Genomic DNA, 14,025 nt, shown 5'->3' with positions numbered 1-14,025 from the left:
TTAGATATAGAGTAACTGTTCAGTAGGTCTGCGCATCTACTGCGCTGACCGTACGAAAACATGGGCCAGCAGGCAAAAATCCCATTGCCGTAGGCAATTTTTAATGGATTTTTGCGCGTGACTGTGAAGGTACTGAACAGTTACGATATAGAATTTTTGTGACGGTTCAAATCGATTATGGTTACAGAAATTTTTTAAATATGGTATTAGGAGAGAATTGAATGAAATTACTTTGTATATCCCTTGGCTGCGATAAAAATCTGGTTGATGCAGAGCGTATGCTGGGTTCGCTGAGCCAGGACGGGTACACGTTTACCGATGACGAGCAGGAGGCAGATGTCATTCTGGTCAATACCTGCTGCTTTATCAACGATGCCAAGGAGGAGAGTGTCAACACTATCTTAGAGATGGCAGAGTACAAAAAGAGCGGAACCTGCAAGGCGCTCTTAGTCAGCGGCTGTATGGCACAGCGTTACAAGGAAGAGATCCTGCAGGAGGTGCCGGAGGTGGACGGTATTCTCGGTACGACCAGCTATGATGAGGTCAGCAAGGTGCTGGCGAAGGCGCTGAAGGGTGAGAGGGTATCTGATTTCCACGATTTGTCCGAACTTCCGGAGACGAAGATGCGGAGCAAACGTCTGGTGACGACCGGCGGACATTATGCTTTTTTAAAGATTTCCGAGGGCTGTAACAAACGGTGTACCTATTGTATTATCCCGTTCCTGCGTGGACCGTACGCAGTGTGCCGATGGAGCAGCTTCTCGCAGAGGCAAAGGAGCTTGCGGATCAGGGTGTGAAGGAACTGATTCTTGTCGCACAGGAGACGACGCTTTACGGCGTGGATTTGTATGGAGAGAAGACCCTGCCGAAACTTTTACATGAACTGGCACAGATCGATGGAATCGAATGGATCCGTATCCAGTACTGTTATCCGGAGGAGATCACCGAGGAGTTGATTCAGGCGATCAAGACGGAAGAAAAAGTCTGTCATTACCTGGATATTCCGATCCAGCACGCGAGCGATGCCGTTCTCAAGCGGATGGGACGCCGCACGAATCAGGCGGAGCTTCGGGAGCGGATCGCGCATCTGCGGGAAGAGATCCCAGATATTGCACTCCGCACGACCTTAATTTCCGGTTTCCCGGGTGAGACACAGGAGGATCATGAGGAACTGATGCGGTTCGTCGATGAGATGGAATTTGACCGCTTGGGCGTGTTTGCATACTCTGCAGAAGAGGACACACCGGCAGCGGATATCCGGATCAGGTACCGCAGGAGGTCAAGGAAGACCGCCGCGACGAGATCATGGACTGCAGCAGGAGATTGCCTTTGAGAAAGCCGAGGATATGAAAGACCGTGTGCTTGAGGTTATGATCGAGGGAAAAGTGGCAGACGAGAATGCTTTCGTGGGACGTACCTATAAGGACGCGCCGAACGTAGATGGTTTGATTTTTGTCAATGCGGATGTTCCGCTGATGTCCGGCGATTTCTGCCGTGTCCGCGTAACGGGAGCACTCGAATATGATTTGATAGGAGAGTTGGCTGATGAATTTACCGAATAAGCTTACGACGCTTCGCGTCATCATGATTCCGTTTTTTGTGTTTTTCCTTCTCTGGCAGAATGGTGAAAACTATACCTTCCGTATGATTGCACTGGCACTGTTTATCATAGCCAGCCTGACCGATCTTCTGGATGGAAAGATTGCCAGAAAGTACAATCTGGTTACGAACTTTGGAAAATTTATGGATCCGCTCGCGGACAAGCTTCTAGTGTGCTCGGCGCTCATCTGCCTGATTGAGCTGAACGCGCTTCCAGCCTGGATGGTTATCATCATCATCAGCCGGGAGTTTATCATCAGCGGATTCCGTCTGATCGCCTCGGACAACGGAGTTGTCATCGCCGCCAGCTATTGGGGCAAATTTAAGACGACGTTTCAGATGGTATCGGTGGTGTTGTTGATTCTGGATATTCCGGCGCTTGCGTTTGTCACGACGATCTGTGTCTGGATCGCGCTGGTGCTGACGATTGTGTCACTTGTTGATTATATTTACAAGAATCATAAAATACTGACAGAAGGGAGTATCTGATATGATAGTCGAACTGATCTCGGTAGGAACAGAGCTGCTGCTTGGCAATATCGTCAATACCAATGCGCAGTATTTATCGGAAACGTGTGCAAAGCTGGGGCTTAACGTCTATTACCAGACGACGGTAGGGGACAACCGGGAGCGCATGACAGAAGTCTTCCGGACGGCGCTCTCAAGAGCCGATCTCGTTATCATCGGCGGCGGTCTGGGACCGACGGAGGATGATATCACGAAGGATGTCTGCGCGGAGCTGATGGGAATGCCGTTAGTCGAGGATCCGGAGGTGCGGGCACATCTGGAGGACTGGTACCGGCAGCGCAAGCGCACCGATATTCCGGATAGCAACTGGCGTCAGGCGCTGGTGCCGGAGGGCGCGGTGGTATTTTCCAACACAAACGGCACAGCTCCGGGACTTGCCCTGGAGAAAAACGGTAAGACCGCGATTCTTCTTCCGGGACCGCCGAACGAACTGTATCCGATGGTGGAAGATCAGGTTTGTGCTTATATTCAGAAACGATCTGACTGTGTGATCTATTCCCAGATGCTCAAAATCTGCGGATACGGGGAGAGCAAGGTGGAGGAAATGCTTCTCGACCTCATCGACCAGCAGACGAACCCGACGATTGCGACCTATGCAAAGACGAAAGAAGTACATCTGCGCGTGACCGCGAGAGCCGAGAGCGAAGACGCAGCAAAACAGCTGTTAAAACCGGTTATCAAAGAGATCAAGAAACGGTTCGGTAATGCGGTTTACACGACGGATGAGCATGAGAATCTGGAGGATGTCGTTGTCCGCCTCTTAAAGAAATACGACCTGACTGTGACAACCGCAGAGTCCTGCACAGGCGGTCTGATCGCCGGACGCATCGTCAACGTGCCGGGGGCTTCAGAGGTCTTTAACGAGGGATACGTGACGTATTCCAACAAGGCAAAGAAAAAGATCCTGGGCGTCAGCAAGGCGACCCTGAAAAAATACGGCGCGGTCAGCGAACAGACGGCGCGTGAGATGGCTGCAGGCGGTGTATTTACGACGGATGCAGATGCCTGTATCGCTGTGACCGGCATCGCCGGACCGGACGGCGGAACCGAGGAGAAACCGGTGGGACTCGTCTATATCGCATGTTATATGAAGGATAAAGTCAAAGTAGAGGAATACCATTCCGCGGAAACCGCGAGAAGGTGCGTGAGCAGACGGTGATTCAGGCGCTGGATCTGCTGAGACGGTCGATTATTAAGAATTATAAAAAAGATTGATCATGTAAAGGAGGGAGAGCTGACAGGCGGGGAGAAATAGCCGGAAACGAGCTGTTTTTAGAGCGTCATGGATCAGGCTCTCCTTTTTTAGGAGGCGGGGACGATGATTTGGTATAAATATCTGTATCTGGGAGAAACTGCTAAAAAGCATCGTTTTTCGATTCTACAGAAACTCCGCCTCGGAAAGGTACAGCCGGGCGTTCACGTGATCACGCCTGCATCAGGCGGACACAACCTGCTTGATATCCTGCCTGCCTATGTGCTCCGGCAGAATTATTACCGGGAGCAGGCGGATCTGCTGATCGTAGGGGTCGGCGCGAGCTACCAGGATGCCGTGGAGACGGTGGGGCGGATTGTGGATGAGACGTACCGCGAGACGGGTGGATTGGATGTGAAGACGTATCTGAGAGAGAAGGAAGACAGGCTGAGGAAAAAGAGGTAAGTATTTTGCAGCCTTTGATGAAGTTTTTTTGGACTGAAAATGTCTTTTGACCCCAACATCATATGATACAGAGCTGATACATGAATTTGTCAATGAAAGAATAAGAAGTGGGAGGGGATGGATTGCTGCATATTTTGTTCATAATCTTGAAAATACTCGGAATCCTGCTTCTTGTCATTCTGGGACTGTTGTTTCTGTGCCTGCTGGCGGTTTTATTTGCCCCGATTCGATACCGGGGGAACGGAAGCTACCACAGTATCAAAGATTTTGGCTTGCATCTGCATATCCATTGGCTGCTTCATGCGGTGTCGCTGCGGATTGCTTATGAAAATGGGCTTCGATATGCGGTTAAGTTGTTTGGATTCCGGATTTTCGGGAGTGAGAGTGAAGAGAAAGATACGGAATCTGGGCGTGTGCGGGAAGGCACGCAGGCAGCGGATTCGGATGAGCTGGAATTTGTAAATGCGCAGGAGAAAACAGAGGATGATGATTTAGACACCGATGAACTGATTTTGCGGGCGGAAGCAGCATCGGAGAAGACAGACGCCGCGATCGAGAAAGCAGAGGAAACTGCCAGGCTGCTGGAGGAGGCGGTGAAGAGACGGAGTGCGCAGAGGGAGGCGGAAATGTCTCAAGCTGTGAAGAATGCAGATGCATTTCCAGATGTGAAGGAGGCGGGAGTGTCCGAGGCAGAAGGAGAAACGCATCGGGCAAAGAATGAATTAAAATCAAATCCCAGCCAGGAAAAGCGTGAATCGTTCCTTCATAGAATCATTAGCTGGTTCAAACAAAAATGGAGCGCCCTGCGGCAATCCCTCTCAAAGCTGCTTACCCGAATCAACAACCTGGAGCACAAACGCCAATCCGTCCTTGCATTTATAGAAAATGAAGAAAATCAGAAGTCATTTCGCCTGATCAAACGCCAGCTCATGCGAGTTCTGCGGCATATATTTCCCAGAAAGCTGTCCGGGCAGGTTACGTTTGGCGTGGAGGATCCTTATTTGATGGGACAAATTTTGAGTGTGGCGGCTTTTTTGTATCCAGTTTACGGAAAGAAGATTGATTTGACTCCGGTCATGGATGCAAATGCGCTGGACGGGGAGCTTTCGTTCCGGGGCAGAGTCCAGATTGGCGTGCTGGCATTGATGGCGCTTCGGATCTGGATGGATAAGAATGTACGGACACAGGTTTATAAATATAGAAACCGAGGAGGAAGATAATATGGCAGACAATCAGTTTGCATCGACAATCGGTGCATTATTTCAGGGTATGGATGAGTTCGTCACGACGAAGACAGTCGTGGGAGAGCCGGTGACAGTTGGCGATGCGATTATACTTCCACTCGTGGATGTAACCTGCGGCATGGCGGCGGGCGCGTTTGGTCAGTCGGCGAAAGAGAAGAATGCGGGCGGCATGAGCGCCAAGATGACGCCGAGCGCGGTGCTGGTCATTCAGAATGGCATGACGAAGGTGGTCAATATCAAGCATCAGGATGCATTGACCAAGGTTCTCGACATGGCACCGGATCTCGTCAATAAATTTGTCGGCGGAAGCACCGGACCGATCGATGCGGAGACGATGCAGACAGCTGAGAAAATGGCGGGCGAGATGGAAGAGAAGAAATAAAGAAATTAAAATCAAAACGCTTCATAGAATGATCATAGCACACGATCGAATGTCAGATGTCTCTGGCAATGATCGCCTGCTATTTAACTTCTTTTGAAAACAGACATTTCAGAGAGGTATCATTCTATGAAGCGTTTATTTGGTTTAGTCCTTTTTTCAATGGGATTTGGCATGACCCTGGTGCTCATTTTCCCAAAGAATTTTCTATGGGTCAGCACCGCCATTTCTCTGATGATTGTCGGGTACAATATGTTTTGCCGATGAGATTCTATGCTTTTTCAAGCGGCAGAATCACTGTAAAGCAGCTACCCTCGTCCACCTGGCTGGATACCTCGATGGTACCGTGCATCAGGTCGATGATCCGTTTCGTGATGGAAAGTCCCAGCCCGTTGCCCTTTTCATTGGGATCAGAGTTCCTGCTGTAAAATTTTTCAAAGATCCGTTTCATCGTGGCGTCATCCATGCCGACGCCGGTATCGCGGATGGAGACACGCACCTTATCTCCTGTGATAACGAGTTTGGCAGAAAGCATACCGCCAGCCGGGGTGAATTTGATGGCATTTTGCAGGAGATTGATCCAGACCTGCTGCAGCATCTCACAGTTGCCGTAAAATTTGCACGCCGTCAAATCAATGTCGAGATTCAGATGCTTTTTCTCCCAGAGCGGTTCCAGCAGAAGAATCGCCTGACGGATTTGTTCGTCGAGGCTGAACGTCGTGCGGCCAGTCACGATCTCCTGCTTTTCCAGGCGGGAAAGCAGAAGAATGTTGCCGGTCATCGTGGTGAGCTGGCGCGTGCTGTCGATGATGATGCGCGTGTATTCATTCCGGTCCGCCTCTGAGAGAGATGGATCCTGCAGCAATGTCGCATAGCCCTCGATGGCGGCGAGCGGTGTCTTGAACTCATGGGAAACCGTGGTCACGAAATCATTTCGCAGCGATTCGATGCTGTTTAACTCCTGCACCATACGGTTAAAATTGTCGGTTAGTTCACAGATCGCCTGCAAAGACTTCGAATTTGGTACATGAACAGAAAAGTCTCCGTCTGCTACCTGCTTAGCGGCAAGGCTGATGGAACCGATCGGGCAGAGGATTTTCGACCAGAGGAACAGCGACAGCGCGATACTGAACGCAAGGCTGCTCAAAAATGACATCAGACGCGGAAAATTCGGACCGAAAATCCGAAAAACTTCGTGTTTATCTGTTCCGCTTGTGAGCAGCGAGACAAAATATCCGGTCAGCATCGGTATCAACGAGGACACCAGGAAGAAAAAGACCAGGAGGGTCAGCCAGTAGAGTGGAATCTGGAAATATTTGGTAAAGTTCTTGCTGATCATGCTTCTGTTTTCACCGCCTTATAGCCGAGACCCCGCACGGTCATGATGATAAAATCATCGCAGTTTTTAAACCGTTCGCGCAGCCGGTTGACATGCACATCGACCGTCCGTTCGTCGGTTGTCGAGTCAAGTCCCCAGATTTCGTCCATGAGCTGCTGCCTCGTGAAAATCTTATTTGGATAAGAAAGTAATTTATATAGAAGGTAAAATTCTTTCTGCGGCAGAAGTGTCTCCTGCCCGTTGACCGTGACCGTCAGTGCATCGTAGTCGAGAATCGTATTTTGGCAGACAATCCGATGCTCCGTCGCGATCTTGGCGCGTTTGAGCAGGGCGCCAACCCGCAGAACCATCTCATTGACATCGATCGGCTTCACCATGTAGTCATCCGTGCCTGCCTGAAAGCCGCGCTGCTTGTCTTCGAAGCGCTCTTTGGCGGTGATAATCAGGATCGGCATCGTAAATCCACTCGTCCGCAGGTGATCAATCAGTTCATATCCGTCCATTCCGGGCATCATAATATCCGAAATAATGAGATCTACATATTCAGAATCTAAAAGAGATAATGCTTTTTCGCCGCTTTCTGCCGGAAGCGCCAGATAACCACTGTTGGTGAGTACCGTGCAGAACAGGGAACGCAGCTTCGCATCATCTTCTACCACAAGAATGTGAAACATATCCGTAAAACCTCCCTATAATTCAATTAAAAAGATGTAATATCATAAGTACTCATAGTATACCATAAGTACTAAATTCAGCTCTCACCTTCGGCTCGGCTTCATTAAGGACTTAGGTATGACTCGCACTAAGTTCGAAAAGACCTCACTAAGTGTTCATATTATACCACATAAGTTTAAACTGATTGTGAACGGTGCAACACATTTTTTTCACGGTTCGTTTACATTCGGTTTATATGTAGTTGAAATTCGTTTAAAAATGGGATGTTATACTAGGGACAATCAGGAAAAACCAGAAAGGAATATGCGAAATGAGTAAACTATCTTCTCTGATGGAAGCGGCAAAGCAGAATAAAAAGAAAACAGCCATCATCGCGGTGGTGGTGGTGCTCGTACTTGCGGCGCTTTTTATGCGTTTCAAGGGTGGCAGCAAAGGAAGTTCAGGCGGCGGTCCGGGAGGTCCGGGCGGCATGCAGGACACGCAGATGGACAATGTGGCGACGGTTGCGGCTGAGAATCCAAAGATCGGAACGATCGAGCGGACAACCAGCACATCCGGTACCGTAGAGGCATCGGACGTTGTCTATGTTTATGCGAAGGCATCCGGCGATGTGACGGGCGTCAACGTCAGCGTCGGTGATATGGTAGCAGCGGGTCAGCTTCTCTGTACGATCAATACCGAACAGGTTGAGACGGCGAAAAATGCGATGGACTCCGCCTCTGTTAACCTGACCGAGGCACAGAGCAATTTAAGCCGTATGCAGCTTCTTTATCAGGGAGGAGATATTTCTGATCAGGAATGGGAGCAGTACCAGAACCAGGCGAAGACGGCACAGTTAAATTATGAATCGGCAAAATTAAACTACGACCGTCAGGTGGAATACAGTTCCGTGACCGCACCGATCTCCGGCAAGATTGAGACGATGGATATTGATGTATATGATCATGTCAACCAGCAGGCGCAGCTCTGCGTTATCTCCGGTGAGGGAGATAAACGGGTATCGTTCTACGTATCCGAGCGTGTTATGAGCAACTTAAACCAGGGCGACGCGATGACGATTGTAAAAGGTGGAACGACTTATGATGGTGTGATTACCGATGTCAGCAGCATGGCGGACGAGAGCAACGGTCTGTTTAAGATAAAGGCAGAGCTGCCGGAGGCGAACAGCCTTTCAACGGGAAGTACTGTCAAGGTAACAGTAACTTCTGAGCGTGCAGAGAATGTCATGACCGTGCCGGTAGATGCGATCTACTATGATAACGGCGTTGGAAATGTCTATGTTTACCAGGACGGAACGGTACATAAAGTGGAAGTCGAAGTGGGGCTTTATAATACAGAGCTGGCGGAGATCAAGTCGGGGCTGACGGCAGATGAGCTCGTCATCAGTACATGGAGTTCCCAGCTTTATGAGGGTTCAACCGTTAACTTAAAGGGTGAAGAAACAGATGCGGCAGCAGCGGATGAAGCTGGAAACCAGAAAGCCGATGCCCCGGCAGGCTCTGAAAATGGACAGAAAGCGGGCGCTCCGGCAGATGGCGGAAACGATCAGCCTGCGGGTGGTGCAGGTGCTCCGAACGATGCAAAAAATGGACAGAAACAGTAGGACAGGAGGAATGTAAGACATGGGAGTAACGAAATATATCCTGAAACATCCGGTTACTACTGTCATGGCTCTGTTGTGTCTGGTTGTATTCGGTATTTCATCGGTCTTTTCGGCAAAGCTGGAGCAGATGCCGGATATGGAGACGCCGATGCTGATTATCATGGCAAATTATTCAGGCGCAGGACCGGAGGATATCAGCGAGCTGGTAACCGAACCGATCGAGGAGGCGATCGGCACGATGGAAGGCGTGGACACGATTTCCTCCACATCCAGCGATGGACGTTCGATGATCATGCTTCAGTACGATTACGGCACCGATATGGATGAGGCGTATGACAACTTAAAGCAGAAACTGGACAATATCCAGCGGGCGCTTCCAGATGATGTGGAACCGAGCGTTATGTCGATGAACTCCAATCAAGGAGACAGCATGATGCTTTCGATTTCACATAAGACGCAGACAAACCTCTACGATTATGTGGATCAGAAGATAGTACCTGAATTAGAGCGAATTTCTTCAATTGCAAACATTGAGACGCGAGGCGGTTCTTCTAAGTACGTCAGCATTGAATTACAGTCTGAAAAAATGGATCAGTACAATCTGACCATGCAGGATGTTGCGAGTGCGATTAACGATGCGAACGTGGCATCCCCGTCTGGTGAGGCAGATGCCGGAAATCTGGAGCTTTCCGTTACTACCTCCTTAAAAACAGAACAGGTAAATGAGCTGCAGGATATTCCAATCAAGACGCCGGCAGGACAGATTATTTCTCTGTCGGATGTGGCAAATGTGTATGAGGCAACGAAAGACCGGGGCGGCATTTCCCGTTACAACGGTCAGGAGACGATCTCCGTTTCGATTCAGAAGCAGCAGGACAGCACAGATATGGAAGTGTCCTCGGCTGTAAAAAAGAAAGTTGAAGAATTGATGGCAGATGATTCGGAACTGACGATCACGGTTGCAAATGATACATCTGACACGATTCTTGATTCCTTAAAAGACGTAGCAAAGACAATGGTTCTGGCGGTTATCATCTCCATGTTCATCATTTTTCTGTTCTTTGGCGATTATAAGGCGTCCCTGATCGTCGGAAGCTCGATTCCGACTTCGATTTTGATGTCCTTGATTGCGATCACGATGGCAGGATTTTCGTTGAACGTTATCACGATGAGTGCGCTGGTACTCGGCGTCGGCATGATGGTCGATAACTCGATCGTTGTACTGGAGAGCTGTTTCCGTGCAACGGCGGAGCAGGAAGACAAGGGGGCGCTTGGCTATTTTTCAGCAGCGCTTCACGGAACCGGCATTGTCATCAACTCGATCATCGGTTCGACGATCACGACCTGTGTCGTATTCCTGCCGCTGGCATTCTTAAACGGTATGACCGGACAGATGTTCAAGCCGCTGGGATTCACGATCGTGTTCTGTATGTCGGCGTCCCTGCTTTCTGCGATGACGGTGGTTCCATTGTGCTATCTGTTCTATAAACCGAGCGAGGCGAAGCGCGCCCTGATGGGACGTCCGATTGAACGTTTACAGAAATGGTACCGCGGCATCATGGACCGTCTGTTAAACCACAAAGCGATGGTTATGGGATTTTCGGTTCTGGTACTTGTACTGACGGTAATTCTGGCGAGCGGAATGCAGACGGAGCTGATGACATCGGATGATACCGGTACGGTCAGTGTCAGCATTGAGACGCGTCCGGGTCTGAAACAGGAAAAGATCGAGGAGGCGCTGGCAGAAGCGGAGGCGATTGTTTCCGCGAGCAACCAGGTTGATTCGTACATGCTGCGTTACAACGGAGACAGCGGCGAGATCAGTGCCTATCTGAAAGATGACCGTACCATGAAAACAGACGATGTAGCCGATCAGTGGCAGAAAGAGATGGATAACATTGCAAACTGTACGATCGACGTATCGGCATCGACTTCCATGAGCTTCATGGGAAGACAGCGCGGCTATGAAGTGATTCTTCACGGCACGCAGTATGATGAATTAAAAGAAGTTAGTGATAAGATTGTCAAGGAAATGACAGCAAGAACGGATGTCATCAACATCCATTCCAGTATTGAGAATAATGCACCGATCATTACCCTGAAGATTGATCCAGTCATGGCAAAGGCGTATGGACTCACGGCTTCCAGTATCGGAACGACGATTAACCAGATGTTGAGTGGTATCGACGCGACGACACTTAAAATTGACGGCGAGGACATTACGGTAACGGTTGAGTATCCGGAGGGCGAGTACGAGACAGTTGATAACATAAAAGATATTATTTTGACGGGAACAAACGGACAGAAGGTGGCACTGACCGATGTGGCAAATGTCGTATTTGAGGACAGTCCGGCTTCGATTTCCAGAACCGACGGTGCATATGAGATCACAATCTCTGCCGATTACACCGGTGATAATGTACAGCAGCAAATCAACAGTGAGGTAATTACTCCGAACTTAAGCGGTACAATCAGCATTGGGCAGAACAGCCGTGACCGTATGATGAAGAGTGAGTTCAGCTCCCTGTACCGCGCGATTGCGATTGCAGTCTTCCTGGTATTCGTTGTCATGGCGGCACAGTTTGAGTCTGTGAAGTTTTCCATCATGGTTATGACGACCATCCCGTTCAGTTTGGTTGGTTCCTTCGGATTACTGAAGCTGACCGGCGTCAGCATCAGTATGACGTCCCTGCTTGGCTTCCTGATTCTGGTCGGAACTGTTGTAAATAACGGTATTCTCTACGTGGATACGGTCAACCAGTATCGCTCCACGATGGATCTGCGGACAGCGCTCATCGAGGCAGGTGCGACCCGTATCCGACCGATTCTGATGACAAGTATGACAACCATCCTCGCGATGATCCCGATGGCACTGGCAATCGGAAGCAGCGGTTCCACGACACAGGGTCTGGCGATCGTAGATATCGGCGGTCTGACCGCAGGTGTGATTGTCGCGCTCTTCATGGTTCCAGTATATTACGCACTGCTGAGCCGGAAACCGAAGGAAGAGATACCGGATGTGGATTAGATATAGGTTAATTGAAAAAATATTGTAGGAAATAAAATATTTGCTGCGGAAATTAAAATCAGATAGATCGGAATGGAGTGACATACATGAATCAAAATAGAAGATTATGCCTGACCCGCCGGATTGCCTCTGGCGTGGCAGCCTGCTCACTGGGAGTATTCCTGGCGGCAGGTGTGCCGGTTCAGGTATTGGCAGCCAGCCCGCAATTTGCATATTCCACAGAAAAATGGGCTTCGCTGCAGGATGATAAGCTCGAATTTGACGAGATTGCTGATCGGATCCATGAGTACAACAGCACAGTGGAGAAGAACCGGATCGAGTACAAAGATTATCAGGGCAAAGACAGCAATGAGATCGCGCAGGAATATTATGACGCGGCAGATGAGATCGAGAGCAGTATCGAGTACCCGGATTCAGATGATGCGAATTATGGTTCCGCACTGGCAGCAGCACAGAGAAGCGAGACTTCCGCGACCCAGATGCGCGAGCAGGGCGATAATAACGTCGATGATGCGAATGTTAAGGCGTGGGGGTATACGCAGACCGAGAAATCGTTGGTACAGCAGGCGCAGAACCTGATGATCCAGTACTGGAATGCCCAGGAAAACTTAAAGAGTGTGCAGAACCAGGTGTCCAAGGCAGAAAAAGACTATGAGACGGCAAATTTAAAGCTTTCATCCGGAAGCGCGACCCAGACGGATGTGCTGGATGCCAAGGAGACTCTTTTAAAGGCGCAGGCGTCCATCACGACGGCGGAGAGCAATATTGCATCGACGAAGGAATCCCTGTGCCAGATGCTTGGATGGAAATATGGCGCATCAGTAGAAATCGGTGCATTACCGGACCCGCAGGAACAGATGAGTGCATCGGTCAACCTCGAAGAGGACATTGCGAAAGCACAGGAAAATAATTATCAGTTAAAGATTCTGGCACGTCAGGTCAACAATGCGATGACAAGCACCCTTAAAGAGCAGTACCAGACAACTCTGACCAGCGGGAAGGAGGCAGTCAAGTCGAATGTCCAGTCGGCTTATCAGAATCTGAAGCTGTCTGAGGCACAGTATGAACAGGCAAAACGCAGCCTTGAATTAGAAGAAAAGACGAAACAGACCAACGACCGCAAGCTGGCAGCCGGACTTATCAGCCAGAACGCATACCAGAGCGCAACCTATTCCTATGAATCGGCATCCATGGCAAAAGAGACGGCAGCGATGTCGCTTCTCCAGGCGCAGCTCGCCTACCAGTGGGCGGTGGGCGGCCTGGCATCCACGCAGTAGAAAGGGGTGGGCGGATGATGCGAAATCTGAAAGGAAAATGGATGAACGCGGAAGCTGGGACAGAGCAAAAGATGCGCAAGGGGCAAGAAAGAGACCGAAGCGGTGCAAGTGCTTTGGATGTGCATCTGGACGGTTATAATGTGAAACGAATCGGAAAAAGCAGATTGAGTCGTTCGATCGGAATTGCCCTGGCGGCTTGTATTCTTGTATCGAGCCCGGCGCAGGCGGCGAAAACGCCTTTGATTTCCGGCACAGAAAGTGATTCAGACAGCGAGGCAGATGGTCCGGCGCTGGAAGATGGCACCATAACCGAAAACAGCGCAGACAACACGATCGACAGCCAGTCCGGCTCCTATACGGAGGAACAGCTCGCGGATTCTGTGATAGAGTACGGGGAACTGGAGGCGCTGGTGCGGCGCGGCAATGGAACGGCTGTCAGCGCCGATTACAGTTATCAGGACAGCCTTGCCGTCTACCAGGAAGCCTACGATGCGATGATTTCCGGTGCCCGGGATATGAACTATAAAGCAGATGAGCTCGAAGATGCGGGCGGAGATGAGGCACTGATCGGCACCTATGAGCGAAATGCACAAACGCTGTCGATGGCAGCGAAGCAGTATAAAAAGTCGCTCACTTCCTTAAATTCGGCGTCAAGCGTGCGTCCAGAAACCGGACGGTCTGGCAGGTCGTAAAGAC

The 14,025-nt window shown here is 50.0% G+C and carries 10 protein-coding genes and 2 pseudogenes; 10 read left to right on the top strand and 2 right to left on the bottom strand.

What is annotated here, in order from left to right; genetic code table 11:
* Positions 1-221: 221 nt before the first annotated feature.
* The 6 genes and pseudogenes from rimO to DWX76_RS01820 all read left to right on the top strand — a co-directional run bounded on the left by rimO (position 222) and on the right by DWX76_RS01820 (position 5,410).
* Positions 222-1,562, top strand: a pseudogene (rimO, locus tag DWX76_RS01845) (30S ribosomal protein S12 methylthiotransferase RimO).
* Positions 1,546-2,088: a CDP-diacylglycerol--glycerol-3-phosphate 3-phosphatidyltransferase gene (gene pgsA, locus DWX76_RS01840; RefSeq protein WP_117795511.1), complete on the top strand. Its 543-nt coding sequence runs from the start codon at positions 1,546-1,548 to the stop codon at positions 2,086-2,088. Before rimO ends, pgsA begins: the two are co-directional and overlap by 17 nt.
* A 1-nt stretch (position 2,089) precedes the next feature.
* A pseudogene (locus tag DWX76_RS01835) lies at positions 2,090-3,342 on the top strand (competence/damage-inducible protein A).
* Positions 3,343-3,445: 103 nt separating this feature from the next.
* A complete protein-coding gene (locus DWX76_RS01830; RefSeq protein WP_118468637.1) occupies positions 3,446-3,784 on the top strand; it encodes a hypothetical protein in 339 nt (112 codons plus the stop codon).
* A gap of 122 nt (positions 3,785-3,906) precedes the next feature.
* Entirely contained in the window at positions 3,907-5,004 is a 1,098-nt protein-coding gene (locus DWX76_RS01825; RefSeq protein ID WP_118570018.1) for a hypothetical protein, read from the top strand.
* Position 5,005: 1 nt separating this feature from the next.
* A complete protein-coding gene (locus tag DWX76_RS01820; RefSeq protein WP_022360264.1) occupies positions 5,006-5,410 on the top strand; it encodes a GerW family sporulation protein in 405 nt (134 codons plus the stop codon).
* A gap of 268 nt (positions 5,411-5,678) precedes the next feature.
* Here DWX76_RS01820 and DWX76_RS01815 read toward each other — a convergent pair whose 3' ends face one another.
* Complete coding sequence (locus tag DWX76_RS01815) at positions 5,679-6,746, bottom strand: sensor histidine kinase (protein WP_022360262.1); 1,068 nt, start codon at positions 6,744-6,746, stop codon at positions 5,679-5,681.
* Positions 6,743-7,420 carry a response regulator transcription factor gene (locus DWX76_RS01810; protein WP_118468631.1) on the bottom strand — a complete coding sequence of 226 codons (678 nt, stop codon included), beginning with the start codon at positions 7,418-7,420 and terminating at the stop codon, positions 6,743-6,745. Before DWX76_RS01810 ends, DWX76_RS01815 begins: the two co-directional genes overlap by 4 nt.
* A 311-nt stretch (positions 7,421-7,731) precedes the next feature.
* Here DWX76_RS01810 and DWX76_RS01805 point away from each other — a divergent pair, with 311 nt between their 5' ends.
* From DWX76_RS01805 to DWX76_RS01790, 4 genes are all read left to right on the top strand, one after another.
* Positions 7,732-9,024, top strand: coding sequence for an efflux RND transporter periplasmic adaptor subunit (locus DWX76_RS01805; RefSeq protein WP_182429710.1), 1,293 nt, complete (start codon positions 7,732-7,734; stop codon positions 9,022-9,024).
* A gap of 19 nt (positions 9,025-9,043) precedes the next feature.
* Positions 9,044-12,052 carry an efflux RND transporter permease subunit gene (locus tag DWX76_RS01800; protein WP_118570017.1) on the top strand — a complete coding sequence of 1,003 codons (3,009 nt, stop codon included), beginning with the start codon at positions 9,044-9,046 and terminating at the stop codon, positions 12,050-12,052.
* Positions 12,053-12,138: 86 nt separating this feature from the next.
* Positions 12,139-13,329 (top strand): TolC family protein, encoded by a 1,191-nt coding sequence (locus DWX76_RS01795; RefSeq protein WP_118570016.1) that lies wholly within the window; start codon positions 12,139-12,141, stop codon positions 13,327-13,329.
* A 14-nt stretch (positions 13,330-13,343) separates the two neighbouring features.
* On the top strand, positions 13,344-14,021 hold the full coding sequence (locus DWX76_RS01790; protein WP_118570015.1) for a hypothetical protein: 678 nt from the start codon (positions 13,344-13,346) through the stop codon (positions 14,019-14,021).
* The last annotated feature ends 4 nt before the right edge of the window (positions 14,022-14,025 follow it).

Origin of the sequence: Clostridium sp. AF21-20LB (genome assembly GCF_003478795.1) — a bacterium.
In the GTDB taxonomy this organism is placed as follows: Bacteria; Bacillota; Clostridia; order Lachnospirales; family Lachnospiraceae; genus Otoolea; species Otoolea fessa.
The sequence above is the reverse complement of the archived record's forward strand: the minus strand, read 5'-3'. Positions and strand labels throughout refer to the sequence as shown.